29 protein-coding genes are annotated in these 24,094 nt (G+C 69.7%); 14 read left to right on the plus strand and 15 right to left on the minus strand.

Features of this window, described 5'->3' with window-relative positions; genetic code table 11:
• Positions 1–6 precede the first annotated feature (6 nt).
• Positions 7–927, plus strand: a complete 921-nt coding sequence (gene rocF / locus L3V85_RS30295; protein WP_237676314.1) for an arginase — start codon at positions 7–9, stop codon at positions 925–927.
• On the opposite strand, the gene L3V85_RS30300 is transcribed toward rocF, so the two are convergent.
• The 14 genes from L3V85_RS30300 to L3V85_RS30365 all read right to left on the minus strand — a co-directional run bounded on the left by L3V85_RS30300 (position 924) and on the right by L3V85_RS30365 (position 13,297).
• A complete protein-coding gene (locus tag L3V85_RS30300) occupies positions 924–1,478 on the minus strand; it encodes a DUF805 domain-containing protein (RefSeq protein WP_237676315.1) in 555 nt (184 codons plus the stop codon). The two genes, rocF and L3V85_RS30300, sit on opposite strands and share 4 nt — an antisense overlap.
• A gap of 72 nt (positions 1,479–1,550) precedes the next feature.
• The gene (locus L3V85_RS30305; RefSeq protein ID WP_237676316.1) at positions 1,551–2,915 is read right to left on the minus strand and encodes a DUF58 domain-containing protein; all 1,365 of its coding nucleotides are present in this window, start codon (positions 2,913–2,915) and stop codon (positions 1,551–1,553) included.
• An 8-nt stretch (positions 2,916–2,923) separates the two neighbouring features.
• Complete coding sequence (locus L3V85_RS30310; RefSeq protein ID WP_237676317.1) at positions 2,924–3,919, minus strand: AAA family ATPase; 996 nt, start codon at positions 3,917–3,919, stop codon at positions 2,924–2,926.
• A gap of 17 nt (positions 3,920–3,936) precedes the next feature.
• The gene (locus L3V85_RS30315; RefSeq protein WP_237676318.1) at positions 3,937–5,187 is read right to left on the minus strand and encodes a DUF4350 domain-containing protein; all 1,251 of its coding nucleotides are present in this window, start codon (positions 5,185–5,187) and stop codon (positions 3,937–3,939) included.
• The gene (locus L3V85_RS30320; protein WP_237676319.1) at positions 5,184–5,960 is read right to left on the minus strand and encodes a DUF4129 domain-containing protein; all 777 of its coding nucleotides are present in this window, start codon (positions 5,958–5,960) and stop codon (positions 5,184–5,186) included. Before L3V85_RS30320 ends, L3V85_RS30315 begins: the two co-directional genes overlap by 4 nt.
• On the minus strand, positions 5,947–6,678 hold the full coding sequence (locus tag L3V85_RS30325; protein ID WP_237676320.1) for a hypothetical protein: 732 nt from the start codon (positions 6,676–6,678) through the stop codon (positions 5,947–5,949). Before L3V85_RS30325 ends, L3V85_RS30320 begins: the two co-directional genes overlap by 14 nt.
• Positions 6,668–7,669, minus strand: a complete 1,002-nt coding sequence (locus L3V85_RS30330) for a stage II sporulation protein M (protein WP_237676321.1) — start codon at positions 7,667–7,669, stop codon at positions 6,668–6,670. Before L3V85_RS30330 ends, L3V85_RS30325 begins: the two co-directional genes overlap by 11 nt.
• Positions 7,666–8,397 (minus strand): RDD family protein, encoded by a 732-nt coding sequence (locus tag L3V85_RS30335; RefSeq protein ID WP_237676322.1) that lies wholly within the window; start codon positions 8,395–8,397, stop codon positions 7,666–7,668. The genes L3V85_RS30330 and L3V85_RS30335 overlap by 4 nt, the downstream gene beginning before the upstream one ends.
• Before the next feature lie 6 nt (positions 8,398–8,403).
• A complete protein-coding gene (locus L3V85_RS30340; protein WP_237676323.1) occupies positions 8,404–8,922 on the minus strand; it encodes an RDD family protein in 519 nt (172 codons plus the stop codon).
• 56 nt (positions 8,923–8,978) lie between these two features.
• The gene (locus L3V85_RS30345; protein ID WP_237676324.1) at positions 8,979–10,013 is read right to left on the minus strand and encodes an FUSC family protein; all 1,035 of its coding nucleotides are present in this window, start codon (positions 10,011–10,013) and stop codon (positions 8,979–8,981) included.
• The gene (locus L3V85_RS30350; protein ID WP_237676325.1) at positions 10,010–10,486 is read right to left on the minus strand and encodes a MarR family winged helix-turn-helix transcriptional regulator; all 477 of its coding nucleotides are present in this window, start codon (positions 10,484–10,486) and stop codon (positions 10,010–10,012) included. Before L3V85_RS30350 ends, L3V85_RS30345 begins: the two co-directional genes overlap by 4 nt.
• A 57-nt stretch (positions 10,487–10,543) precedes the next feature.
• A complete protein-coding gene (locus L3V85_RS30355) occupies positions 10,544–11,224 on the minus strand; it encodes a DUF2242 domain-containing protein (RefSeq protein ID WP_237676326.1) in 681 nt (226 codons plus the stop codon).
• Between the two features lie 110 nt (positions 11,225–11,334).
• The gene (locus tag L3V85_RS30360; protein WP_237676327.1) at positions 11,335–11,988 is read right to left on the minus strand and encodes a nucleoside/nucleotide kinase family protein; all 654 of its coding nucleotides are present in this window, start codon (positions 11,986–11,988) and stop codon (positions 11,335–11,337) included.
• 34 nt (positions 11,989–12,022) lie between these two features.
• Positions 12,023–13,297, minus strand: coding sequence for a Glu/Leu/Phe/Val family dehydrogenase (locus L3V85_RS30365; RefSeq protein WP_237676328.1), 1,275 nt, complete (start codon positions 13,295–13,297; stop codon positions 12,023–12,025).
• 231 nt (positions 13,298–13,528) lie between these two features.
• Between L3V85_RS30365 and L3V85_RS30370 the strand changes: the two genes are divergently transcribed.
• The 13 genes from L3V85_RS30370 (at position 13,529) to L3V85_RS30430 (ending at position 23,346) form a co-directional block, all read left to right on the plus strand.
• A complete protein-coding gene (locus L3V85_RS30370; RefSeq protein WP_237676329.1) occupies positions 13,529–13,951 on the plus strand; it encodes a hypothetical protein in 423 nt (140 codons plus the stop codon).
• 120 nt (positions 13,952–14,071) lie between these two features.
• Positions 14,072–14,539 carry an Lrp/AsnC ligand binding domain-containing protein gene (locus L3V85_RS30375; protein WP_237676330.1) on the plus strand — a complete coding sequence of 156 codons (468 nt, stop codon included), beginning with the start codon at positions 14,072–14,074 and terminating at the stop codon, positions 14,537–14,539.
• 91 nt (positions 14,540–14,630) lie between these two features.
• Positions 14,631–15,317, plus strand: coding sequence for a GntR family transcriptional regulator (locus L3V85_RS30380; RefSeq protein WP_237676331.1), 687 nt, complete (start codon positions 14,631–14,633; stop codon positions 15,315–15,317).
• A 249-nt stretch (positions 15,318–15,566) separates the two neighbouring features.
• Positions 15,567–16,505, plus strand: a complete 939-nt coding sequence (locus L3V85_RS30385) for a fumarylacetoacetate hydrolase family protein (RefSeq protein WP_237676332.1) — start codon at positions 15,567–15,569, stop codon at positions 16,503–16,505.
• Between the two features lie 71 nt (positions 16,506–16,576).
• Positions 16,577–17,596, plus strand: a complete 1,020-nt coding sequence (locus tag L3V85_RS30390; RefSeq protein ID WP_237676333.1) for an ABC transporter substrate-binding protein — start codon at positions 16,577–16,579, stop codon at positions 17,594–17,596.
• 17 nt (positions 17,597–17,613) lie between these two features.
• A complete protein-coding gene (locus L3V85_RS30395; protein ID WP_237676334.1) occupies positions 17,614–18,144 on the plus strand; it encodes a VOC family protein in 531 nt (176 codons plus the stop codon).
• Positions 18,145–18,209: 65 nt separating this feature from the next.
• Entirely contained in the window at positions 18,210–18,977 is a 768-nt protein-coding gene (locus L3V85_RS30400; RefSeq protein WP_237676335.1) for an ABC transporter permease, read from the plus strand.
• Between the two features lie 46 nt (positions 18,978–19,023).
• Entirely contained in the window at positions 19,024–19,425 is a 402-nt protein-coding gene (locus L3V85_RS30405) for a VOC family protein (RefSeq protein WP_237676336.1), read from the plus strand.
• Positions 19,422–20,228, plus strand: coding sequence for an ABC transporter ATP-binding protein (locus tag L3V85_RS30410; RefSeq protein ID WP_237676337.1), 807 nt, complete (start codon positions 19,422–19,424; stop codon positions 20,226–20,228). Before L3V85_RS30405 ends, L3V85_RS30410 begins: the two co-directional genes overlap by 4 nt.
• Before the next feature lie 36 nt (positions 20,229–20,264).
• Complete coding sequence (dapA, locus tag L3V85_RS30415) at positions 20,265–21,158, plus strand: 4-hydroxy-tetrahydrodipicolinate synthase (RefSeq protein ID WP_237676338.1); 894 nt, start codon at positions 20,265–20,267, stop codon at positions 21,156–21,158.
• Positions 21,159–21,165: 7 nt separating this feature from the next.
• Positions 21,166–22,008, plus strand: coding sequence for an alpha/beta hydrolase (locus L3V85_RS30420; RefSeq protein WP_237676339.1), 843 nt, complete (start codon positions 21,166–21,168; stop codon positions 22,006–22,008).
• Positions 22,005–22,595 carry a malonic semialdehyde reductase gene (locus L3V85_RS30425; RefSeq protein ID WP_237676340.1) on the plus strand — a complete coding sequence of 197 codons (591 nt, stop codon included), beginning with the start codon at positions 22,005–22,007 and terminating at the stop codon, positions 22,593–22,595. Before L3V85_RS30420 ends, L3V85_RS30425 begins: the two co-directional genes overlap by 4 nt.
• Positions 22,596–22,605: 10 nt before the next feature.
• The gene (locus L3V85_RS30430; RefSeq protein ID WP_237676341.1) at positions 22,606–23,346 is read left to right on the plus strand and encodes a sulfite exporter TauE/SafE family protein; all 741 of its coding nucleotides are present in this window, start codon (positions 22,606–22,608) and stop codon (positions 23,344–23,346) included.
• Between the two features lie 25 nt (positions 23,347–23,371).
• On the opposite strand, the gene L3V85_RS30435 is transcribed toward L3V85_RS30430, so the two are convergent.
• Positions 23,372–24,073, minus strand: coding sequence for a YggS family pyridoxal phosphate-dependent enzyme (locus L3V85_RS30435; RefSeq protein WP_237676342.1), 702 nt, complete (start codon positions 24,071–24,073; stop codon positions 23,372–23,374).
• Positions 24,074–24,094 lie beyond the last annotated feature (21 nt).

A 24,094-nucleotide genomic window follows, 5' to 3' on the forward strand; every position in this document is an offset into this window, starting at 1 on the left:
CCGCGCATGACCGACCACACCACCACCCTCGAACTGATAGGCGCCCCCACCGATGTCGGCGCCAGCGTGCGCGGCGCCGGCATGGGGCCCGACGCGCTGCGCGTGGCGGGCCTGCCGGAGGCGCTGGCGAAGCAGGGCTTCGCGGTGATCGACCGCGGCAACCTCGCGGGCCCCGCCACGCCGTGGGCGCCACCGGCCAACGGGCTGCGCCATCTCGACGAGGTGGTCGCGTGGAACCGCTCGGTCTACGCCGCGATCGACGGCGCGCTGGGCGCCGGCCACGTGCCGCTCATGATGGGCGGCGACCACTGCCTGGCCATCGGCTCGATCAGCGCGGTGGCATGGCATGCGCGCAAGCGCGGCAAGAAGCTGCGCGTGCTGTGGCTCGACGCGCACTCCGACGTCAACACCGAGACCACCAGCCCCAGCGGCAACCTGCACGGCATGCCGGTGTCGTGCCTGCTGGGCCACGGGCCCTCGGTGCTCACGGGCTGGAGCGGCGAGCGCGCGGCGCTGGCGCACGAGGCCATCCGCTTCATCGGCATCCGCAGCGTCGACAGCGACGAGAAGGAAGCCATCCGCACGCTGGGCCTGAGCGTGTTCGACATGCGCCACATCGACGAACACGGCATGCGAACCACCATGACCGAAGCGCTGCAGGACGTGGACGAAGACACGCATCTGCACGTGAGCTTCGACCTCGACTGCCTCGACCCCGGCATCGCGCCCGGCGTGGGCACCGGCGTGCGCGGCGGGCCGACCTACCGCGAGATGCAGCTGTGCATGGAAATGATCGCGGACACCGGCCGGCTCGGCTCGCTCGACGTGGTGGAGCTGAACCCGGCCCTCGATGTGCGCAACCAGACGGCCGAGGTGGCCGTGGAACTCATCGAGAGCCTGTTCGGCAAGTCGACGCTGGTGCGTTAGGGCTTGGCGGCCTGCGCAGCCTTGGCCTTGACCGTGTACTGCTGATAAGCCGGAATCGCGATGGCCGCAAGAATGCCGATCACGGCGATGACCGGCAGCAGCCACGCACCGATGATGACGCCGACGCCGTTGGGCGGCGGCGGCGCGCCGAAGCGGTTGCGGCCCTGGGTGCCGCCCTTGAAGACCCAGATCAGCCCGACGAAGGGAATCAGCGCCAGCAGCAGCGTCCAGGCCGACCAGTCCATGTCGTGCGTGCGCTGGATCGCCACCAGCACATAGAAGATGAAATAGGGAATCAGGGCCAGCACGGTCACGACGCCGATGCCGGTCGGCGTGCCCAGGCCCGCGGCGCCGATGATGCCGCCCAGCACGCCGGCACCGATGATGCACAGCAGGTACGAATAAAGCATGTACGCCAGGAAGCGCACCCGCCCGATCCGGCCCTTGGCGGACCACAGCTTCACAGGCTGCACGCTCGCGTTGTCTTCGTAGATGTCGTCCACCGCGGCGCGGGGCGCGGCATAGGGATTGGCGTTGGTCAATTCCGTCATTTGCTTCTTCTCCTCTGTCTGTCAGTTGTTGAATGATGAGTAGCTGAACGCGAACATTGTGAACAGGGACGGCTACAAAAGACCAGCCCTTTTGACGGCGTGATAGCGGTTCACCAACGCCACCGCCAGGTCGGCCGGCTCGACGTCGACCGACAGCGGATCGTTGCCGACCACGCGCGCGAAGGCATCGCGCCTCGATTGTTCGAACAGATGGGCCGCCGCCACGTCGACCGCGTCGCGCGGCTGCGCCAGCGGCTGGTTGGCGATGCGCCCGAGCACGCGTTCGCGCAGGCTCGCGACCAGCACCAGGTGTTTGCGGCGCAGCAGCTTGATGGCGGGGCGCAGCTCGGTGGCGTCCTCGTCGCGGAAGTTGGTCAGCACGATGACGAGCGCGCGCCGCTTCTGCGTGAGCAGCAGTTCCTGCGCGGCCAGCAGGTAGTCGGAGTGGGTGGCGCCGGGCTGGATGTCGTGCAGCCGGTTCATCAGCGCGTTGAGCGTGGCGGTGCCCTTGCGCGGCGCGAAGTCGCGCCGTTCTTCGGGCGGGCAGCCGAAGGTCATGGCGCCGACCTCGTCGCCCTCTTTCAGCGCCACGTAGCTCAGCAGCATCAGCGCATTGAGCGCCTCGTCGAAGTGGCTGTTGGCCTGCAGTGCCTGCGCGCCTTCGTCGGCGCGCATGCGGCGGCCGCAGTCGAGCAGGAAGAGCACGCACTGGTCGCGGTCGTCCTGGAACTCGCGCACGATGGGGCGGCGCTGGCGCTGCGTGGCCTTCCAGTCGATGTGGCGCAGCGAGTCGCCGGTCTTGTAGTCGGCGAGCTGCCGGAAGTCGGTGCCCAGGCCGCGCTGCGCATAGGTCTTGATGCCGATCTGCGCGAGCCGACGGTCGCCCGAGAGCCACGCATAGCGCGCCAGCGCGGCGAAGTTGGGGTACACGCGCAGCCGGCGCGGTTCGCCCAGCGTCTGGCGCACCTCGAAGCAGCCGAGCCGGGTGCGCCAGCGCAGCTGGGTCGCGCCGAACTGCGCCACGCCGCGCCGCGTGGCCGTGGCCGTGTAGCGCAGCGCGACGCGCGAGCCCCCGGGCACGGTGACGGACTGCGGCAGGCCGTCGAAGCTGAAGTGCGCGTCGAGCTCGTCGAACACCGCCACCCGCCATGGCTGCTCGCCCTCGTTCACCAGCGCGAGCGTAAGCACCGTCGGCACGCCGAGGGAGAACGCGCCCGGCAGGTTGCGTTCGATGCGCAGCGGCGCGGCGCGCCAGAGGCGCAGGCTCCGCCACAGGTCGAACGCCGCGAACACGAGCCCCAGCGCGAGCAGCGCACCCGCCAACAAGGCCACGTAACCCACGGGCACGCCCAGCAGCAGCGCCACGGCGGCGGCCACGGCCAGGCCGGCCAGCGCCAGCACGGCGGCGCGCGCGGGGATCGGAACAGCCAAGCGCATCGACCGGCCTAGAGCCTCGGGGCTTCGACGCTGTCGCGGGCGGCGCGCAACAGCGCGTCGACGCTCACGCCTTCGAGCTGCGCATCGGGCGAGATCATCACGCGGTGACGCAGCGCGGGGAGCGCCTGGCGCGCTACGTCGTCGGGCGTGATGAAGTCGCGCCCGGCCATCAGCGCGGCGGCGCGGGCGGCGCGCACCAGCGCCATGGTGCCGCGCGGGCCGGCGCCCGACGACAAGCCCGGCCAGTCGCGCGTGGCGCGCGCGATGCGGACCGCGTAGTCGATCACGCGCTCGTCGGCCTGCACCAGGCAGGCCAGCCGCTGTAGCTCGAGCACCTGCGCCTCGTCGAGGCAGGGGCGCACCGCGTCGAGCGGAAACTGGTTGCCGGCGCGCTGGTTGGTGGTGAGCTGCACGATGGCGTTTTCCTCGCTGTGGCTGGGAAAGCCGATGTCGATCTTCAGCAGGAAACGGTCGAGCTGCGCCTCGGGCAGCGGGTAGGTGCCTTCGGTGTCGATCGGGTTCTGCGTGGCCATCACCATGAAGGGGCGCGGCAGCGGCATGGCCGTGCCTTCGAGCGTGACCTGGTACTCCTGCATGACTTCGAGCAGCGCGCTCTGGGTCTTGGCCGGCGCGCGGTTGATTTCGTCGGCCAGCAGCAGGTTGGTGAACACCGGCCCCTGGTGCACGCGCAGGGTGCCGAGGCTGCCTTCGCCGCGCGAGGCGATGTCGAGCACCGCATGGCCGGTGATGTCCGAGGGCATCAGGTCGGGCGTGAACTGCACGCGCGCATAGCGCAGCGTCATGGCCTGCGCCAGCGCCCGCGCGAGCAGCGTCTTGCCCAGGCCCGGCACGCCTTCGATCAGCACGTGGCCCGAGGCGACCAGCGCCACCAGCGTCTGGTCGACCGCCTCGAGCTGGCCGACCACGGCCTGGCCGACCTCGGCGCGCAGCGTCTGCAGCCACTGGGCCGCGCGCGTCAGTTCTTCGGGTTGGATGGCTTGCATGGGCGTCGTCTCTCGGTTCAGGGTGTGGAGGGGGAAGAAGATGCAGCGGAAGCAGGCGAAGGCACGAAGGGCCCGTTGGCATCGAGCCGCCGGCGCGCGGTTTCCAGCACTTCCAGATCGAGGGCCATGGCCCCGGGGTTGCGGGCGCGGTCGGCCATCGCCCGCACGAGCATGGCCGCTTCCAGGCCGGTGGCCTTGGCGATCGCGCCAGCGCGCGCCGATTCGTCGTGGCGGGCATAGCCGCGCAGCTGGCGAGTGGCGGATTCGTTCAGCGCGCGCAGTTGCGCCGCGTGCAGCGCATCGCCGCCATGCATGTGCAGGAAACCGGCGGTGCCGCGCACCTGCTCGGCCATGGAGCGCCGGTGCGTGCTGGCCGAAGGCGCGAGCGGGCCGAAGCGCACGGCCGCGCGCCAGAGCGCGGCGGCCAACGCCAGCAGGCCCACGACCCAGACCACCCAGCTTCTGTGCCAGAGCCAGCGCAGGAAGGGCTCGCGCGCCTCCTCGGCAACGAACCAGACCTGCGAGCCGGTGCGCAGCTGCAGCGCTGCCACGGCGAACGGCGCGTTGTCGCCGCGCAGCAGGTTCTGGTTGTGCCACACGCCCGAGGGCAGCAAGGTGACGGTGCCCTGGCCGACGCGCACGCGGATTGCTTCAGCGCCGCGTGCGCCGCGCGCCATCCACAACGGCGGCTGGCGCTTGTCGGAGGGGCTGAACTGCACCGGCTCCGCCCAGGTACAGATGCGAAAGCCGCGTCCGCTGGCAAAGCTCGCGGGCACGGTGTCGGGCTCGGTCAGCATGCGGCAGTCGGCATCCTTGGCGCGCTGCTCGTCGCGCTGCAAGCGGGGCTTTTTCTTCTTCGACGCCACGGGCTCCTTGGGCTCTTCCGGGCGCACCGGCTTTTCGCGGACCAGCGGAATCCAGCTCTCCAGCATGTCGTTGCTGACAAGGTAGCCGGGCATCACGAGATGGCCGCCCTGCTCGACCCAGCGGCGCAGGCGCTGCTCGCGCTCGGGGAACATGTCCCAGTAGCTGGAGGCGAGCACCAGCCGCGCCTGCGCGGGCGGCATTTCGTCCAGGCTTTCGCGCTTGACCACCTCGGCGCCGAGGTGGCGCAGCAGCGACTGCACGGCATAGAAGGCGTTCTTCTTGACCTCTTCGCTCGCGGGCGTCGGCACCTCGGTGTCGGCCCATTCGGTGGCGGAGACCAGCCAGCCGCCCAGCACCACCAGCGCGAGCACCGAAACGATGCGGACCGCCCAGGTGTTCATGCGACGGCCTCCTGTGCGAAACCGGGCTGGGGCGCAAGGGTTGCCGGCAGATGCAGGTCGAACTCGCCGCAGATCGCCAGCACCTGCGCGGTGGAAGGCAGGCGCCCGCCGTAGGCCGCCAGTTGCCAGGCATCGACCAGCCGCGCGAAGAAGGCCTGCGCCTCCGGCCGCAGCCGGGCCGCGGACAGGGCCACGCACTCGCCCTCGGTGCTCGCGGCGCGCACCGGCACGCCGTGCGCATGCACGAGGCGCGACAGCGCGCCGCGGTACAGCAGCGACAACGCCGGCCGGTGCTGGCCGCGCTGCCAGAGCGCCGCGGCGGCATTGCCGACATCGTCGGGCAGGCTCTCGGGCCGGATGTCGAGGCTGCCGACATGGCTGGGCAGCGGCGCCTTGCCGGGCCGCGCGCCGCCGGCACGCACTTGCGCCCAGCGGCGGATGCGAATGACCAGCCACGCCAGCGCCAGCGCGGCCAGCCCCCAGATGAGCCAGCGCGCGCCTTCGGCCACGGCCTTCACGAAGTCGCGCAGCCAGTCGAGGCTGTCGGTCTTCTTCTCGGGCTCTTCTTCCTCGTCGTCGTCGCGCTCCTTGAAGCGCAGCTTCTTCTCGGTCTTGACGCCGGGCATGTTCGGGTCGGCGCGCACTTTCTCGGCGGCCGCCCTGACCTGCTCGCGCGTCGGGGCCGTGTCGGCCGAGGCCGAGCTTGCGCCGGCCGCGCAGCACACGGCCAGCACGGCGGCGAACAACCATCGGCGGATGTCACCGGAACCCACGGCGGAACTCCTGTTCGATGTCCCAGGCTTCGAGCTCGACCCGTCGGTTCAGGTACATCGCAAAACCGGCGCCCACGTAGAACGGCTCCAGCACGCCGACGACGATGGCGTAGGCCCCGGCAGCCAGCAGGCTCTGCAGCGGCGCGTCCGATTGCGTGAGCCAGCCGAACAGTTCGCGCGTGCTGCCTTCCGGCGCGAACCAGAACAGCAGCGACAGCAGGCACACATCGAGCGCCATCTCCACGTTCGCGAACACCAGTTGCATGCCCGTGGCCGCGCCACGGCGCCCGCGCAGCAACTGCGCGCGCCGCTTGCCTCGCGCGCCGCCGCGCTGGCCTTCGAGCTGGTCGATGGCCTGGGTGAACGAGCGCCAGGGCGACAGCCGCCGCCACAGCAGCGTGCGCAGCAGTTGCCCGCCCCACACGGCGCGGCGGTTCTGCCACAGGTCGGCCCAGCGTGTTTCCTGCCCGAACACGGCGCGCGAATGCACGAAGAGCAGGCTGCGGTCGAGCCAGGGCTTGAGCCAGAAGATCAGCAGGCTGGGCAGCCAACCCGCGATCTCGACGGTGCAGAAGGCCAGCAGCACGGTGACCACGTACACCGGCAGGAAGGTGCGCCAGACCGAGCGCGCATGGCTGCGCACGAGCTGCGCGCCCAGGTCCGCGGCCTCGGCCATGGGGCGTGGCCGCAGCGCGATGGCCAGGCCGTCAACCTGCATGGCCGGACTCCTTTGGCGCAGCCGCTTCGGCACCGCCGCGCGGCCGCCCCTGCCAGCCCAGATACGCCAGCACCAGCACCCAGCAGGCACCGCCCACGCCGTACTTCACGGCCGGCGCGATCCAGCGCGCCGAAGACCAGAAGGCCTCTACCGCGGCGGCGATCAGCAGCAGCCCGATGACGCCGTAGACGATCACCACCGCATGGCGCGCGGCCAGCCGCAGGGCTTCGAGCCGGGTGTGGCGCCCGGGCGCGATCCACGCGTAGCCCAGCCGCAGCCCGGCCGCGCCGGCCAGCACGATGGCCGTGAGTTCGAAGGCCGAGTGCGTGACGACGAAGGAAAGAAAGTTCTGCGCATGCCCCGCGCTGATCAGGTAGCCGCCGACCGCGCCGATCTGGATGCCGTTGAACACCACCAGCGCAGCACTGCCCACGCCCGCGAAGATGCCGGCCGCGAAGCAGCGAAAGCCGATGCCGATGTTGTGCATCACGTAGAAGCCGAACATCTGCCAGTCGTCGCCGGCGCTGCGGGTGCGGCCGAAGGCATCGGCGTCGTCGCTGTACATCGCGTCGAACTGCTGCACGTTGTCGGCGTCGAGCAGGTGCAGGATGAAGCCCGGGTCGCGCCAGGCGGCCCAGCCGGCCACCAGCAGCGGCACCACGAACATCAGCGCCGACACCCACAGGTACACGCGGTGCGCCCGCACCGCTTCGGGAAAGTCGATCAGCGCCAGCCGGGCGAAGCGCCCCAGGCCGTAGTCGTGCTGGCGGTAGATCAGCCGGTGCGCGCTCTGGGTCAGGCTTTCGAGCCGCTGCGTGAGGTGGATCGGATAGGCCCTGGCCTGCGCCAGCGCAAGGTGCTCGCACACGCGGCGGTACAGCGTGGCGAGGCGGGCGCCGTCGAACTTGCGCTTGGTCTCGGCCGCGCCGATGACGGCTTCGAGTTCGGTCCACAGGGGCGCGTAGGCGGCTTCGAAATCCAGCGGCGTCATCGCGTCGTGCTCCCTCGTGCATCCGCTGCGCCGCGCCGGCCCAGCACCCATTGCGCCACGCCCAGCAGGCGCTGCGACGCGGAAGCGCCGCCGCCCGCGGAAGTGTCGGGGCCCAGCACCGGCTGCGCGATGCGGGCGAGTTCGTCGAAGCGCTCGGGCGTCAGGCGCGTCGCGCGGCCGGCCCATGAGACGACGGCCATCTGCTCGCGCGCGGACAGCGGCCGTGCGGGCGCCTGCGGCTCGGCGGCGGGCACGCCGCCGTGCAGGCTCACCTGGTCGCTGAACACCACCAGCGTGCCGGCGGCCAGATCGCCCAGCCGCTTGCTGTCGCGCCGCCACAGCATCGAGACGATGCCCGCGCCGTAGAAAGAAGGCACGAAATCGGCCGCGCGCAGCAGGTTGCGGGTGAGCGAGGCGGCGGGCGTCACCGGCAGGCCGGAGTCCATCACCACGCGCAGGCCCATCACGCGCTTGCCGGGCGTGGCCGCAGCGCGCGTGAGCTCGAAGACCACGGGGTAGAACCACTCCAGGCAGAAGTACGCGACCAGCAGGATGCCGAAGCCCATCTTGCCCAGCATGCCGACCGCGATGGAGATGCCGACGAAGATGCCGAGCCGGATCGCGAAGTCGATCAGGTACGCCAGCCCGCGCGCGACCAGCCCGGCCGGGCGCAGCGAGAGCGCGATGCCTTCCGGGGTCTCGGCGGTGTAGAGGGTGTCGAGGCGCACGAACGCTCAGGCCTGCAGCACGACCGTATCGGCGATCTGGTCGTGCAGGCAGCGGCGTGACGCACGGAAGATGAACAGGCTGTCGACCAGCACGAAGACCTGCCCGATCATCGGCACGATGTTCAGCAGGAACAGCAGGCTCTCGCGCAGGCCGAGGATGCGGCCGATGGACGGCTTGGAGCCGTCGGGCCGAGCGATGCGGATCTTGAGCAGCGCCTTGCCGATGGTCTGGCCGCGCGTGGCCAGCAGATAGCCGTGCAGCACGAGGTAGACCAGGATGCCGACGGCGGTGTCGGCGAGGCGCGGCGTCCAGAGGCTGCGGCCGTCGTCGCTCCAGACGTCGTAGGGCGTGAACATCGACAGCAGCCACAGCACGCCGATTGCGATGCCGCCGTCGAGCATGGCCGCCAGGAAGCGCCTGCCGCGCGTCGCGAGCTCGCCCGGCTGCGGCTGGCCGGTCTGCTGCACGTCTTCCACATGGGATTGCGGCGGCGCATAGCGCGCGTCCTGCGACTGGTCTTCCATGCCCGTCCCTCTCCGAAACGATTGATTTCCGGAAGATTCTAGGGTCAATCGAAGTCTCAGCCGGGGCCGGGCGGGCCCTGGCGGGCGGGTTCGAGCGTGCGCTGCAGATGCCGCAGGTCGTCGAGCAGCAGGTTCAGCGGCGCGGCGAGCATTGCATTCGGCAAGGTGCCGTGCGCGGCTTGCGCGCAGCGGTCGAGTTCGGCGAGGTCCGGCGAAACGACCGTGCCCGCGAGCGCGTCGGCCATGCCGGCGATGGCTTTGCCGGCCGCCCGCGCCGCATCTTGTCGGAACGGGTCGGCTGCCTCATCGCCCTTCGCCAGCCGCAGCACGCGGTCCAGCACGACCGCATCCTGGAAGATGCGCGCCGCCAGCCGCGCCCTGTTGCGGTAGGTGCGGCTCGTGCCCGCCGTCGCACCGCGCCGCCACCATCGCGCCTCCAGGTCGGCGCTGCCCGCCAGCAGGGCCAGCCGTCCCAGCGCCGCGCGCGTGCCGGCGTCGATGCGTTCCTTTTCTGCATCGGCGGGCCGGGGCGTGCCCGCCATGCGCTTGGCGATGCCGCGCAGCAAGGCGGCGCAGCCTTCGTCGAAGCGCGCGCCCGCGTGGTACTCGGACATGACCGTCGAGACCGCCAGCGCCACCCCCACGCCGATGCCGATCTGCACCATGCGCAGCACCGCCACCTGCAATGCCGAGTGGCCGGGAATGCCGCCGGCCGACAGGATGATCAGCGCCGCCACGGGCGCGCTGCGCAGGCCCGGTACCGCCGCGCCGGCAAAGGCCAGCAGCATGACGACGGCCAGCGTGACCGGCAGCACCGGCACGCCGTGGTGCTGCAGGTAGACGCCCGCCAGGCCGCACAGCGCGCCGGCCGCGGTGCCGCGCACGCGGTCCCAGCCGGCGTCGAGCGTGGAGCCGGCGCTCGGCCGCATGACGATCAGCACGCTCATCACGGCCCAGAAGCTCTCCGGCAGGTGCAGCGCGACGGAAACGATCCAGGCAAGCGCCACCGCGCCCGCCAGTTGCACGCCGGGACGCCAGCGGCCGTGGCGCCAGAGTCCCGTGAAGTGTTGCAGCGCGGGCGCGGCGTTCATGGCTTCGTCGCTCCGGAAGCATCGAGGAGCGCCAGCGTGGCGCTGAGGCCGTCGATCAGTTCGCAGGCCTGCAGCAGCACGGCACGCTGCTCCGCGTCCAGCGTGGCGCCGATCGCCTCGGTCAGCGCCGATTCACGCGACCGCATGATCGCCTTCAGCCGCTTCGTGCCTTCGGGCGTGAGCGACAGCACCGACTGGCGGCCGTCGCTGGGATGCGGCGCGCGCGCGATCCAGTCTTCGGCTTCGAGTTCGGCCAGCAGCCGCGTCAGCGACTGCGGCTTGACGCGCTCCAGCGCCGCCAGCGCGGTCGAGGTGTTGGGGCCGTGCCGGTGCAACTGGCCCAGCACGCTGAGCTTGGCCACGCTCGGCCCCTCGGGCGTGGCGCTGCCGCTGCGCAGTTGCCGCGACAGCAGCGCGACGGAGTTGCGAAGACGCGTGGCGCATTGCGCCGGATCCGGGGAGGTCGAAGCCATGCCCGGATTGTAAGACTCATCTTATTATTTGGCGACCGATGCCGGCCCGGCCCTGGCTCAGCCCCGGTTCGGCGACGAGTTCACGGGGTAGGTGGTGGCAGGCCCTTCGGCGGGCAACGGGGCCGCGGCCGGTTTCTCGGGCTTTTCTTCCTGGGGCGCATCGGCCTCGTCTTCCGGGCCTTCGAGGAAGCGATCGAGCAGCGCGAAGAAGCGGTCGTAGAAGCGCTCGTCGGTCAGCGTCTGGCTCGCGACCTTGACCATCGCGTCGTCGCTGCCGGCGAACGGCAGCGAGAGCGAGCCGATCGCGCCCACGCCAAGGCTCGCCGAGTTGTTGACCTTCTTGATGCCGTAGCGGTCCTGCAGCGCCGTCGCGAAGGCCACGGTGTTCTTGCTGGCCTTGCCGCCGCCGCGGGTGCTCTCGCGCGCGCAGACCACGCGGAACTCGACCTCCACATGCACCTCTGCCGCCGGCTGGAAGCTCTTGCGGCCGGTCACGAGGTCGGCGTTGGCCGCCGTGATCATGTAGCCCTGGCTCAGCAGTGCGCGGCGCGCGGCCTCGCAGGTCTCGGCCTCGGTCGCCTGGTAGTCGCGGGTGTGGGTGGTGGTCGAGCCGAAGGCCTCGGGCTCGTAGTTGACGCCGCGTGAACCGGTGCTGCCGCAGCCGGCCAACAGGAGAGCGGACGACAGGCCCAGCCAGAGGGCCGGCGCGCGAAGAAAACGGAAGTGATTGGGGTGCATGAACGGCATGGAGCGGCGAATGCTAACCGGCGCCCGTGCCGGCAAGGCTTCGAGCGCGGCGGCGCGCCGGCGTTCCCTGCCCGGCACGAAAGTTTTCACCGCGGGCCCGGTCAGGCCCAGGGCAGCACGTGGTGGGCGCGCACCCGCGTCGCCGCGATCAGCCGGGCATTGGGCGCATCGGTACTGGCGACCCAGGCCCGCGCTTCCTCAGCGCTGCGGCCGAACTGCTGGTGGCGCCGCACCAGCCGCTCTTCACGCAGCGCGTCGTCGATGTCCACGTACCAGACCTCGTCGAGCATCGCCGCCGCGCCGGCCCAGGGGCCGGCGTCGTGCAGCAGGTAGTTGCCTTCGGTGATGACCAGTTGCGTCGTCGGCAGCACCGCGATGGCGCCAGCCACCGGCTCCTCGATCTCGCGGCGGAATTCGGGCGCGTAGACGATGTCGCTGTCGGGCCGCTGCTCGCGCAGGCGCTGCAGCAGCGCGACATAGCCTGCGCTGTCGAAGGTGTCGGGCGCGCCCTTGCGGTCGGCGCGGCCGAGGCGCTGCAGCTCGACGTTGGCGAGGTGGAAGCCGTCCATGGGGACGACCTGGGCGCGGTCGGCGCCCGCCAGCGCGAGCAACGCCGCCGCGAGCGTGGACTTGCCCGCGCCGGGCGCGCCGACGAGGCCCAGCAGCTTGCGCTGGCCGCTGGACATGAGGGCCTGCAGGCGGGCGGCGCTGTCCGCAGGAAGTGGAGGGAGTTTCTGCGCGGGGGTGGTGCTCATCCCCCGAGCGTAGCGCCGCCGGGCGCAAAAAAGATCAGGGATACAGACCGCGTTCCTGACGAGCCATCAGGATGCGCTCGCAAGCCACCGCGTACGTCGCGGTGCGCAGCGGGATCTTGTGCTTGTCCGCCGTGTCCCAGATCTGGTTGAGCGCGTTCATCATGATGCGGTCGAGGCGCACGTTGATCTCGTCCTCGTCCCAGAAGAAGGACGAGAAGTCCTGCACCCATTCGAAGTAGCTCACGGTCACGCCGCCGGCATTGCAGATCACGTCGGGCACCACCAGCACGCCGCGCTCGGCGAGGATGTCGTCGGCCTGCGGCACGGTGGGGCCGTTGGCGCCTTCGAGCACCAGCTTGGCGGTGGTCTTCTGCGCGCGCTCGGCGGTGAGCTGGCCTTCGAGGGCGGCCGGGATCAGGATGTCGCAGGGCGTGTTCCAGAAGTCTTCGTTCGGCACGATGTCGCCGCCGGCCTTGAAGGCGACCACGCCTTCCTTGTTGGCCACGGGGATCAGCTTGGCCAGGTCGAGGCCGTTGCTGTTGACGATGGTGCCGGTGTGGTCCTGCACCGCCACGACCTTGGCGCCCGCCTCGACGAAGAGCTCGGCCGCGACCGAGCCCACGTTGCCGAAGCCCTGCACCGCGATGCGCGCGCCGCGCAGGTCCATGCCCAGGCGTCGCGCGGCTTCGCGGCCGGTGACGAACACGCCGCGGCCGGTGGCCTTCACGCGGCCGAGCGATCCGCCCAGGTGCAGCGGCTTGCCGGTGACGACGCCGGTGGCGGTGCCGCCGACGTTCATCGAGTAGGTGTCCATCATCCACGCCATGATCTGCGCGTTGGTGTTGACGTCAGGCGCGGGAATGTCGGTGTGCGGGCCGATGATGATGCCGATCTCACTGGTGTAGCGGCGAGTGACCTTCTCCAACTCCTGCAGCGACAGCTTCTTGGGGTCGACGCGGATGCCGCCCTTGGCACCGCCGTACGGCAGGTTGACGGCGGCGGTCTTGATGGTCATCCAGGCCGACAGGGCCATCACTTCTTCGAGCGTGACGTCGGGGTGGAAGCGCACGCCGCCCTTGCCCGGGCCGCGGCTCATGTTGTGCTGCACGCGATAGCCCTCGAAGTGGGCGATGGTGCCGTCGTCCATTTCGATCGGCACGTCGACGATGAGCGCGCGCTTGGGGCGCTTGAGGGTTTCGACCCAGCGGGCCAGCGGGCCGAGGTACGGCACGACGCGGTCGACCTGCGAAAGATAGGTGCCCCACGGGCTGTTGGCGGTCGGGCTGACGAAGGAGAGTTTTTCGCTCATGAGAGATCCCTTGGTTGAACGGGTGCCCGCAACGATAGACCTGTGCCGCGCGTTGCGCCATGGCTTATGCGCGCCGCGCTGGCGGTTATGCAAGAGACGTTAGGCCGCCTCGCGCGAGGGCGCGGGCGTACATGACAAAACCGTCATCGACGGGTTATCGATCCGGCGGATGCGCTTCGTAGAGTTGACCTCGCTGATCAACACGCAAGCAACCACTTCAAGGAGTTACGAATGAAGAAGCCATCGTCCACCGCCCGCCTGCTGGCCACCACCGCCGTTGCCGCCCTGCTGGGCGCCGCCGCCGCACCCAGCTTTGCCGGCAACTACGCCGAGGGCGATCCGCGTCCGGTGCCGCTGGCCTCTTCCACCACCCGCGCCGCGGTGACCGCCGACGCGCAGCAATGGCTGAAGGCCGCGCCGACGCAGGGCTACACCGACGCCATCGCGCAGGCACCCGCCGCGGTCTCGACGAACACGCGCGCCGCCGTGGCGGCCGACACGCGCCTGTGGCTGCAGTCGGGCCTGGCGGCCAAGCAGAACGGCGAGGCCGGGGCCGATGCCGCGCAGCCGGGCTACCGCCAGGCCGCCGCCGACTACAGCAGCCGCAAGGCGGCGGCGCAGGCCCAGGCGCAGCCGGGCACCACGCTGCGCTGATCCGGACAAGGGTAGGCATTGGGTAGGCCAAGGACATTTCCTTGGATCTATCTCCTATAGCCGGCTCTCACAGGCCGCATCTTTCGCGAGAAATCGATGCGGGAGCCGGATAATCCTCCGATGCTCGACCTTGACCGCATCGATCTGCGCCTGCTGAAGATCCTCCAGGAAGACGGCCGCATCACCAACCTCAAGCTGGCGGAGGCGGTGGCGCTGTCGCCCACCGCGGTGCTGGCGCGCGTGCAGCGGCTCACGCGCGACGGCTTCATCCTCGGCTACGAGGCGCGGCTCGATCCGCACAAGCTGGGCCGGGGCTTCACGGTGTTCGTCGAAGTGCTGCTCGACCGCACCACGGCCAACGTGTTCGAGCAGTTCAAGGCGGCGGTTCAGGTGCGCGACGAGATCATGGAATGCCACATGGTCGCGGGCGGCTTCGACTACCTGCTCAAGACCCGCATGGCCGACATGGCCGCCTACCGCGACTTCGCCGGCACCGTCCTCTGGCAGCTGCCCGGCGTGCGGGAGACGCGAACCTACGCCGTGATGGAAGAAGTGAAGAGCAGCGCGCGGCTGCCGCTGGGGCTGTAACAACGGGCGAAAGTTGTATGCGACAATAAAATATTGTCGACAATTCGGCAGGAATCCCGACGATGCCTGTCGCGCCAGAGAAGCAGCCCCCATGGAAAACGAGCCCGGAAAAACGCTGTCCCAGACGATTTCGGACCGCCTTGCAGAAGAAATCGTGCTTCACCGCTTCCAGCCCGGCGAGCGGCTGGACGAACAATCGATCGCCACGCGCTTCGGCGTCTCGCGCAGCCCCGTACGCGATGCGCTGCGCCAGTTGGCGTCGACCCGGCTGGTCGAGCACCTGCCGCGGCGCGGCTTCTCGGTCGCGGCCATGGCACCGGCCGACCTGGACGGCCTGTTCGAGGCTTCCGGCGAGATCGAGGCGCTGTGCGCCAAGCTGTGCGCGTTGCGCGCCGCGCCCTCGGAGCGCAAGCGCATCGAGTTCGTCCACCAGCAGGCCGCCAAGGCCGCCGCCGGCGGCGACGCCAAGGCCTACGCCGAGCTGAACGAGGAATTCCACGCGCTCATCTACGCCGGCGCCCGCAACAAGACGCTGCAGGACCTCGCGCTCGGCCTGCGCCAGCGCCTGGCACCGTTCCGCTCGCGCGGCTTCTTCGTGGCGGAAAACCGCCTGCAACATTCGCACGTGGAACACGAGGCGCTGGTCGCCGCCCTGCTCGCCCATGACGGCGACGCCGCCGCCGCGGCCATGCACAGCCACGCGGCAAACTCGGCCATGAACGTGCTGCAGCACTTCGGCAACGGCGGCCGAAGCACGCCCTCCGGCGCAGCCGCCTGACATCTGCCGGCGCATGCCCGGCTCCCTCGCACACGCGCACGCGCCCCTCGGGCGCCCTGTCCTCCCTTTCTTCATCGCCGGCTTGCCCGGCGATGCGTCCTTGCGCCCTCGCCGCACCCGCTTTGCCCCTTCCACCACAAATTCTTGACCTCTTTGAACACGAGAACATAAAATTGCACACAATTTGCAGATACTGAATGCAAAATACAGTTCACGGATTTCGTTCAATCAAAAAATAGGAGTCATCGAATGTCCTGGATCGCACTTGCCACCTACCGCCGCGCCGACCGGCTCGCCCCCTCCCTGGTGATCGACAGCCAGCTCTACGACCTGGAGGCCGCGTTGGCCGCGGGCTTGCCGCCTGCATCGCCGGACTGGCTTTCGGGCGGCGTGGAAGCCATGCTCCGGGACTGGAGCACCGCCCAGGGCTGGCTGCGCGACGCCACGCCGGTGGCCGCGTCGCTCGCGGCGTCCGGCGCGATTCGGCCGGTGCAAGGCGGCGCCTCGGCCGTGGCCGCGCCCTACGTGCCCAACCGCATCTTCTGCGCGGCCTCCAACTACGCCTCGCACGCCAACGAAATGGGCACGGTGCTGGCGGCCAAGTCGCAGAGCAAGCCCTACATGTTCCTGAAGCTGTCAAACACCGTCATCGGCGACGGCGAGACCATCCAGATGCCGCCCGAGACCAGCAAGCTCGACTGGGAAGTCGAACTGGCCGCGGTCATCGGCAAGCGCTGCCGCCGCGTGTCCGTGGAAGACGCGCTCGACGCGGTGGCCTGCTACACCATCGTCAACGACATCTCGGCGCGCGACCTCAACATCCGCGGCGACTACCCGTTCAAGCACGACTGGTTCCAGGGCAAGTGCCACGACACCTTCGCGCCCATCGGCCCCTGGCTGGTGCCGGCATGGCAGATCCCCGATCCGCAGGCGGTGAACATGCGCCTGGACGTCAACGGCGAGCCGATGCAGCAGGACAGCACCGCCAACATGATCTGGACCGTGCGCGAGCAGATCGCCTACCTGTCGACCATCGTCACGCTCGAACCTGGCGACGTGATCGCCACCGGCACGCCCACGGGCGTGGGCATGGGCCGCGGCGTCTACCTGAATGCGGGCGACAAGCTGGTCGCGAGCATCGAAGGCATCGGCCGGCTGTCCAACCAGGTGCAGGCAGAGCGCGTCTGAGCGCAGGCACCGGAGCCGGGACCACCCGGCCCGTGCCTTGAGAGACAACGACAACAACGTATGGAGACAACATGCATTCACCTCGCAGAGGATTCGCCGCCGCTTTCGCGCGCGCCCTGACGGGCATTGCCGCGGCGGCGCTGTTCGGCGCCGCGGGCCCCGCCGCCGCGCAGGAAAAGATCACCTACAACATGGCCTGGCTGCCGCAGGGCAGCTCGGTGGGCGTGATCGTCGCGAAGGAGCAGGGCTTCTTCCGCGAACTGGGCCTGGACGCCACCATCGTGCGCGGCTACGGCGGCAACCGCACGGCCAACGAGCTCGACCAAGGGCAGTTCGAGTTCGGCTACGTCGACCCGATCAGCCTCGTGCTCAACCGCGCCAACGGCGGAAAGATCCGCATGGTCGGCGCGCTCAACACGCGCTGGCCGGCCGGCATCTGCTTCGACACCAAACGCCACCAGCCGAAGACGCCGGCCGACATGAAAGGGCTGGTGCTCGGCGGCGGCTCGGCATCGCCGGTGCACAACGTGGTGCCGGCCTGGCTCGAGCAGAACGGCCAGCCCAAGGACAGCATCCGGCTGCTGCGCATGGACCCGGCGGTGGTCGACGCCTCGCTCATCGAAGGCCGCATCGACCTGGCCGAATGCTGGCGCGCGAGCAACCGCGCCGTCACGCAGAAGCAGGCCAACGCCGCCGGCGTGAAGCTCGGCTGGATCGAATACAGCGACTTCGGCCTCGACGCCTACGGCAGCGGCTTCGCCACCAGCGAGGACGTGATCGGCAAGCGGCCCGACGTGGTGAAGAAGTTCCTGCGCGCGTCGTACCGCGGTTATGCCTACGCGCTCGCCAACCCTGAAAAAGCGGCCGACCTCATGGTCAAGGCCTTCCCCACCACCGACCGCGCCGTGGCACTGGCCCAGATCAGGGACATGGCCGACCTGCTGGTCGATCCGCAGGCCAAGGCCAACGGCATGGGCTACCTGCGCGAAGACCGCATGCGCAACACCGTGCAGTTCGTCGACAAGGCCTTCGGCCTGAACGGCAAGGTGAAGCCGCAGGACACCTACACCAACGAAATGCTGACGCCATGAACATGAAGGAATCCGCGATGGCCCGACGCCCCCGCCCCCAACGCCTCGGCCACGTCGTGCTCAACGTGCGCGACCTGCAGGCCTCGGTGCGCTTCTACACGGAGATCGTCGGCCTCGAGGTGTCCGACCACATCGAGGACCAGATGGCGTTCCTGCGCTGCGGCCACGACCATCACGACCTCGCGCTCGCGCAGATCCCGCCGGGCGATCCGCAGCACGGCGCCACCTACACGCCGGGCCGCCCCGGGCTGGAGCACTTCTCCTACCAGCTCGGCTCGCTCGCCGAGATCGAGGAGGCCGCGCGCTACCTGCAGGAAAAAGGCGTGGACATCGTGCGCGGCATCGGCAAGCACGGCCCCGGCGAAAACCTGTTCCTGGTGTTCAAGGACCCCGACGGCAACTACTGCGAGTTCTACGCCGAGATGGTGCAGGTCACGCCCGAAGAGCCCTACACGCCGCGCGTGTGGAAGAACGACCTGGCGGCCTTCGACCAGTGGCACTTCGACAAGTTCGTGGTGCCGCCGCCCGACTGGGGCCCCAGGCGCTGAGCGCCGCGCGGCAACACAAGAAAAGAAGACGACGACAAGAAAACAGAGATCCGGAGACAAGACAAATGAACCAACCCGTGCCGCGTTCCGAAGCTTGGCGGCGCTTCATCGACCCCGCGCTGCTCTTCATCGTGCTGGCCGTACTTTGGGAGAAGTCGGTCGACGTGTTCGGCATCAAGCGCTACCTGCTGCCGCCGCTGTCGCAGGTGCTCGACAGCCTGTGGAGCAACCGCATGGCGCTGCTCGCGCAGTCGTGGGTCACGACGCAGGAAGTGCTGGCCGGCTTCGCGCTGGCCGCGATCGGCGGCGTGCTGCTGGGGCTGGCCATCCACGCGGTGCCGGTGGTGCGGCGCATGCTGTATCCGCTGATCGTCGTGTTCCAGGGCCTGCCCAAGATCGCGCTGGCGCCATTGATGGTGATCTGGTTCGGCTACGGCGACACCTCCAAGATCCTGATGGCCTTCCTGTTCGCCTTCTTCCCGGTGGTGATCGCCACCATGGGCGGGCTGGCCGGCACGCCGGCGCATCTGGTCGAGCACTTCCGCGCCATCCGCGCGCCGGCGTGGACCACGTTCCGCCGCCTGTACGTGCCCTCGGCGCTGCCGTCGATCATGGACGGCTGCAAGTCGGCGATGCCGCTGGCCGTCATCGGCGCCATCGTGGGCGAGTTCGTGGGCTCGGAGCGCGGGCTCGGCCATCTCATCCTCGAGGCCAACGCCAATGCGCGCACCGACTACCTGTTCGCGGCGCTGGTGGTGATCTCCGCCGTTGCCGGGCTGCTCTACGTGCTGGTCGAGCTGGCCGCCAAGCGCGTCTGGTGGCGCGGGCTCTGAACCTTCTCTTTTTCTCTTTCTTATTTCAACTCCAGGAGACATTCCCATGGCCAAACTACGCCACATCGCCGTCGCGGTTCCCGATCCGCACAAGGCCGCCAAGTTCTACAGCGAGGTCTTCGGGCTCACCATCGTCGAGCCCACGCACTCGCCCATCGCCGACGGCGTGTACCTCTCGGACGGCACCATCTGCCTGGCGCTGCTGAACTACAAGACCGACGAAGCGGCAGGCCTGGAGCGCGGCAAGGACTGGATCGGCACGCACCACTTCGGCTTCTGGTGCGACGACCTCGACGCGCAGCGCAAGACCATCGAGGACAACGGAGGCACCTTCTTCATGGACCTGCCGCACGACAAGAAAAGCCTCTACTACGAGATGAAGTTCCGCGACCTCGACGGCGTGGTCTTCGACATCTCCGAAGGCGGATGGGTCGGAGCGAAGAAGTGAAGCCTGGCGCCGTCGCAACCGGCGAGGCCGCGGCCGGCGCCATGGCCGCGGCCATCAGCGTGCGCGGGGTTGCCAAGACCTTCGACGCGCGCCAGGGCGTGCGGGCGCTGGAGCAGGTGGACTTCAGCGTGCCGCGCGGCGAGTTCGTCTCGATCCTCGGGCCGAGCGGCTGCGGCAAGAGCACGCTGCTGCGCATGGTGGCCGGGCTGATCCAGCCCGACGCGGGCGGCGACGTGCGCGTGCTGGGCCACTCGCAGACGCAGATGTCCGACGACGTGGGCGTGGTCTTCCAGACGCACAACATGCTGCCCTGGGAAACCGTGGAGGCCAACATCCGCCTCGCGGCCGAGGTGCGCAAGCTGCCGAAGAAGGACATCGACGAGCGCGTCGAGGCGCTGCTGCCGATCCTGAAGCTCGAGAAGTTCCGCCGCAACTATCCGCACGAGCTTTCCGGCGGCATGCGCCAGCGCGCGGCGCTCGGGCAGATCCTGGTGATGCGCCCCAAGGTGCTGCTGCTGGACGAGCCCTTCGGCGCGCTGGACGCGCTCACGCGAGACCAGCTCAACGTCGAGCTGCTGCGCCTGTGGCAGGAGATGCGGCAGACGGTGATCCTCATCACGCACAGCATCTCGGAGGCGGTGTTCCTGTCGGACCGCGTGCTGGTGATGTCCGAGCGGCCGGGCCGCGTGATCGAGGACATCCGCATCGACCTGCCGCGCCCGCGCGATCCGCGCACCACCAAGGAGGCGGCCGCCTTCGGCCACTACGTGGTGCAGCTGGGCCACCTGATGGGCGTGGACTGACGCGCCCGACGACTTCAATTTTCCGGAGCCATTTTCTTGAACACATCGAAATTCCACGGGGTCGTGCCGGCCATGGCCACCCCCTTCACCGCGGACCACCGGCTCGACGAGGGCCGCGTGGGCGAGCTGATCGAGAGCTACATCAAGGCCGGCGTGCACGGCATCTCGGTGGCCGGCAGCCAGGGCGAGTTCTTCGCGCTCGAGCGCGACGAGCACATCCGCCTGCTGGAGCTGTCGATGCGCGCCATCGACGGCCGTGTGCCGCTGTACGCGGGCACCGGCGGCGCCACCACGCGCGACGCCATCGCGCTCACACAGGCGGCCGAAGCCATGGGCGCCGACCTGGCGCTGGTGATCACGCCCTACTTCGTGCAGCCCACGCAGGACGAGCTGGTCGCGCACTACACCGCCGTGGCGCGCGCGACAAAGCTGCCGGTGATGCTCTACAACAACCCGCCGCGCACCAGCGTCAACGTGCTGCCGGCCACGCTCGCTCGCTGCATGCGGGCAGCCGACAACATCGTGGGCATGAAGGACTCGGGCGGCGACCTCACGCAGTCGATCGAATACCTGCTGACTGCGCCGCGCCCCGCGCTGCTGTTCTCGGGCCGCGACACCATCGCGCTGTCGATGATGTTCCACGGCGCGCAGGGCACCATCTCGCCGGCCGCCAACGTCTTTCCGGAGCTCATGGTGCGCATGTACGACGCGCTGCGCGCCGGCAACCACGAAGAGGCGCTGCGTTTGTCGAACGTGTTCGCGCCGCTGCGCGCGGCCTGGGCCTGGGGTTCGTTCCCGGTGGTCATCAAGGAGGCCATGACCCTCGCGGGCCGCGGCGCCGGACCGACGCGCCCGCCGGTCGCAGCGCTGCCCGAGAAGCTGCGCGCCGACCTCGAGGCCGTGGTCAAGCGCATCGCAGCCACCGCCTGACGCCGGCATGACCACCGACGGCATGCCGCTGCCGGAAGGCGAGCGGCTGTACAACGCGCGCCTTGCCATACCGCACTACCAGCGCATCTTCGACGGCTGGGCGCACGCGTCGGCCGCGGTGCGTGCATCGGCGGCCTGCCGGCTCGACATCGCGTACGGCCCGCATGCGATGGAGAAACTCGACCTGTTCCTGCCGCAGGGGCGCCCGCGCGGCACCTTGATGTACATCCACGGCGGCTATTGGCGCTCGCTCGACAAGTCCGACGCATCCATCGTCGCGCCGCCGTTCACGTCGGCCGGCTATGCGGTGGCGGTCGTCAACTATGCGCTGTGCCCGGCCGTGGACGTGGAGACCATCGTCGCGCAAGTGCGCCGCGCGGCCCGCTGGCTCGCAAGGCACCACGCCGAATGGAACGCGCCCGCCGGCCGGCTGTTCGCCTGCGGGCATTCCGCCGGCGGACACCTTGCCGCGATGCTGCTCGCGACCGAACCGGAGGTTGCCGCCGCGGTGTGCGTGAGCGCGCTCTACGACCTGCGCCCGCTGCTGCATGTGACGTCGGTGGTGGAGGCCACGGGCTTCACGCCGCGCAGCGTGCCGGCATTGAGCCCCGCGTTGTTGAAGCCGCTCACCGGCGCGCCGCTGCTCACCGCGCTCGGCGACGACGAGAACCCGGGCTTCCATGCGCAGTACGAGGCCATTCGCGAAAGCTGGCGGCACGTGCACGCGGGCCATGTCTCATGCCCTGGCCTCCACCACTTCACGATCCTGGACGCACTGACGCAGCCCGGCGGCGCCATCGCCACGGCCGCGCTGCGCCTGATGCAGACCTTCGACACGACGACCCCATGATTTCCGACAGCGCCCTCGACACCCTCTTCCGGCAGGCCCGGTCCCACAACGGCTGGCTGCCGCGCCCGGTCAGCGAAGCGCAGCTGCGCCAGGTCTACGAGCTGGTGAAGTGGGGCCCGACCTCCGCCAACTGCTCGCCGATGCGCGTGCTTTTCGTGCGCACCGACGAAGGCCGCGAACGGCTGCGGCCATTGCTGTCGCCCGGCAATGTCGAGAAGACGATGACCGCGCCCGTCACCGCCATCATCGGTTTCGACACGGAGTTCCACCGCGAGCTGCCGCGCCTCTTTCCGCACAACCCCACGATGCGCGAGCACTTCACCGCGCCCGGCAAGGAGGCGCACGCGGCGCTCACCGCGTTCCGCAACGCGAGCCTGCAGGCCGGCTACTTCATCCTCGCGGCGCGCGCGGTCGGGCTCGATTGCGGGCCGATGTCGGGCTTCGACACGGAAGCGGTCGACCGGGTCTTCTGGGGCGGCACCACGGTGAAGACCAACTTCCTGTGCAACCTCGGCCACGGCGACGCAGCCCTGCTGTTCGGGCGGCATCCGCGGCTCGCGTTCGACGAAGCCTGCGGCTTCGCCTGAGGTCCGCGCCATGCTCTTCGACACGACGCTGCTGGTCGTCGCGGCCTTCGTCGCCGGTGCGCTGAACGCGGTGGCCGGCGGCGGCAGCTTCCTGACCCTGCCGGCGCTGGTGCTGACCGGCATCCCGGCGGTCAGTGCCAACGCCACGGGCACGCTGGCGCTTCTGCCGGGCTACATCGCGGGTGCCTGGGGCTTCCGCTCCGACACGCAACCGCCGCCCGGACTCTCTGCCCTGACGCTCGCGCTGCTGTGCCTGCTCGGCGGCAGCACCGGCGCCGTGCTGCTGTTGCTGACACCGGACGCCACCTTCCGCCGCGTGGTGCCGTGGCTGTTGCTTCTGGCGACCTTCCTGTTCATGGCTGGGCCGCGCCTTGCGCTGTCGAAGAAGCCGGAAGCCGCGCGGCCCGCGCCGGCCATGCTCGGCGTGTTCGCGGTCACGGCGTACGGCGGCTATTTCAACGGCGGGCTCGGCATCCTGCTGCTGGCGTTGTTCGGCCTGCTGGGACAGAAGAACCTGCATGCGATGAACGGGCTGAAGAACCAGGTGTCGGCGCTGCTCACGCTGATCGCGGTGTCGCTTTATGCCTGGGGCGGGCTCATCGCATGGCGCGAGGCCTCGGTCATGATGGGCGCCGCGCTGCTCGGCGGCTATGCGGGCGCGCGCGTGGCGCGGCGGGTGCCGGTCGTGTGGCTGCGGCGCGGCATCGCCGCCACCGGGCTGACGATGAGCGTGCTGTTCTTCCTGCGCTGATCGGCGTGGTGCGGTGCGGCGCGGCTCAGCCGGCCTTGCGCGCCCGCCCGCCGAAGATCGCGGTGCCCACGCGCACCATCGTGCTGCCGGCGCTGATGGCGGCCTCGAGGTCGGCGCTCATGCCGAGCGAGAGCGTGTCGAACGCGATGCCCGCGCGGCGGATCGACTCGTAGAGCGCATGCGCGCGAAGGAACAACTCGCGCTGCGCGGCGAAGTCGGGCGCCGGTTCGGGGATCGCCATGAGCCCGCGCAGCCGAAGCTGTGGCAGCGCCGCCACAGCCTGCGCGAGCGGCAATGCCTCGTCAGGCGTCACGCCGGACTTGTTCGCGCCGCCGTCCACATTAACCTGAAGGCATACATTCAGCGGCGCCAGATGCGCAGGCCGCTGGGCCGACAGACGCTCGGCAATCTTGAGCCGGTCGATGCTGTGGACCCAGTCGAAATGCTCGGCCACGGGCCGCGTCTTGTTGCTTTGCAGAGGGCCGATGCAGTGCCACTCGAGGCTGGCGCGCAGGTCGGCCAATGCCTCGATCTTGTCCAGCCCTTCCTGCACGTAGTTCTCGCCGAAGGCCGACTGGCCCGCCGCATGCGCCTCGCGCACCGCCTCCGGCCCGAAGGTCTTGGACACCGCCAGCAACCGCACCCCGGCGGGGTCGCGGCCGGCCGTTACACACGCCTTCGCGATCCGGTTGTTTACTTGCTGGAGGTCGTCGCCAATCATCGTCATAATCGTCCAAAATCGTATCAA

The organism is Variovorax paradoxus, assembly GCF_022009635.1.
GTDB lineage: Bacteria > Pseudomonadota > Gammaproteobacteria > Burkholderiales > Burkholderiaceae_C > Variovorax.

Coding starts and splice junctions, on each gene's coding strand:
- rocF (WP_237676314.1), top strand. CDS start 7: ATGACCGACCACACCACCACCCTCGAACTGATAGGCGCCCCCACCGAT.
- L3V85_RS30300 (WP_237676315.1), bottom strand. CDS start 1,478: ATGACGGAATTGACCAACGCCAATCCCTATGCCGCGCCCCGCGCCGCG.
- L3V85_RS30305 (WP_237676316.1), bottom strand. CDS start 2,915: ATGCGCTTGGCTGTTCCGATCCCCGCGCGCGCCGCCGTGCTGGCGCTG.
- L3V85_RS30310 (WP_237676317.1), bottom strand. CDS start 3,919: ATGCAAGCCATCCAACCCGAAGAACTGACGCGCGCGGCCCAGTGGCTG.
- L3V85_RS30315 (WP_237676318.1), bottom strand. CDS start 5,187: ATGAACACCTGGGCGGTCCGCATCGTTTCGGTGCTCGCGCTGGTGGTG.
- L3V85_RS30325 (WP_237676320.1), bottom strand. CDS start 6,678: ATGCAGGTTGACGGCCTGGCCATCGCGCTGCGGCCACGCCCCATGGCC.
- L3V85_RS30330 (WP_237676321.1), bottom strand. CDS start 7,669: ATGACGCCGCTGGATTTCGAAGCCGCCTACGCGCCCCTGTGGACCGAA.
- L3V85_RS30340 (WP_237676323.1), bottom strand. CDS start 8,922: ATGGAAGACCAGTCGCAGGACGCGCGCTATGCGCCGCCGCAATCCCAT.
- L3V85_RS30345 (WP_237676324.1), bottom strand. CDS start 10,013: ATGAACGCCGCGCCCGCGCTGCAACACTTCACGGGACTCTGGCGCCAC.
- L3V85_RS30350 (WP_237676325.1), bottom strand. CDS start 10,486: ATGGCTTCGACCTCCCCGGATCCGGCGCAATGCGCCACGCGTCTTCGC.
- L3V85_RS30355 (WP_237676326.1), bottom strand. CDS start 11,224: ATGCACCCCAATCACTTCCGTTTTCTTCGCGCGCCGGCCCTCTGGCTG.
- L3V85_RS30360 (WP_237676327.1), bottom strand. CDS start 11,988: ATGAGCACCACCCCCGCGCAGAAACTCCCTCCACTTCCTGCGGACAGC.
- L3V85_RS30365 (WP_237676328.1), bottom strand. CDS start 13,297: ATGAGCGAAAAACTCTCCTTCGTCAGCCCGACCGCCAACAGCCCGTGG.
- L3V85_RS30370 (WP_237676329.1), top strand. CDS start 13,529: ATGAAGAAGCCATCGTCCACCGCCCGCCTGCTGGCCACCACCGCCGTT.
- L3V85_RS30375 (WP_237676330.1), top strand. CDS start 14,072: ATGCTCGACCTTGACCGCATCGATCTGCGCCTGCTGAAGATCCTCCAG.
- L3V85_RS30380 (WP_237676331.1), top strand. CDS start 14,631: ATGGAAAACGAGCCCGGAAAAACGCTGTCCCAGACGATTTCGGACCGC.
- L3V85_RS30385 (WP_237676332.1), top strand. CDS start 15,567: ATGTCCTGGATCGCACTTGCCACCTACCGCCGCGCCGACCGGCTCGCC.
- L3V85_RS30390 (WP_237676333.1), top strand. CDS start 16,577: ATGCATTCACCTCGCAGAGGATTCGCCGCCGCTTTCGCGCGCGCCCTG.
- L3V85_RS30395 (WP_237676334.1), top strand. CDS start 17,614: ATGGCCCGACGCCCCCGCCCCCAACGCCTCGGCCACGTCGTGCTCAAC.
- L3V85_RS30400 (WP_237676335.1), top strand. CDS start 18,210: ATGAACCAACCCGTGCCGCGTTCCGAAGCTTGGCGGCGCTTCATCGAC.
- L3V85_RS30405 (WP_237676336.1), top strand. CDS start 19,024: ATGGCCAAACTACGCCACATCGCCGTCGCGGTTCCCGATCCGCACAAG.
- L3V85_RS30420 (WP_237676339.1), top strand. CDS start 21,166: ATGACCACCGACGGCATGCCGCTGCCGGAAGGCGAGCGGCTGTACAAC.
- L3V85_RS30425 (WP_237676340.1), top strand. CDS start 22,005: ATGATTTCCGACAGCGCCCTCGACACCCTCTTCCGGCAGGCCCGGTCC.
- L3V85_RS30430 (WP_237676341.1), top strand. CDS start 22,606: ATGCTCTTCGACACGACGCTGCTGGTCGTCGCGGCCTTCGTCGCCGGT.
- L3V85_RS30435 (WP_237676342.1), bottom strand. CDS start 24,073: ATGACGATGATTGGCGACGACCTCCAGCAAGTAAACAACCGGATCGCG.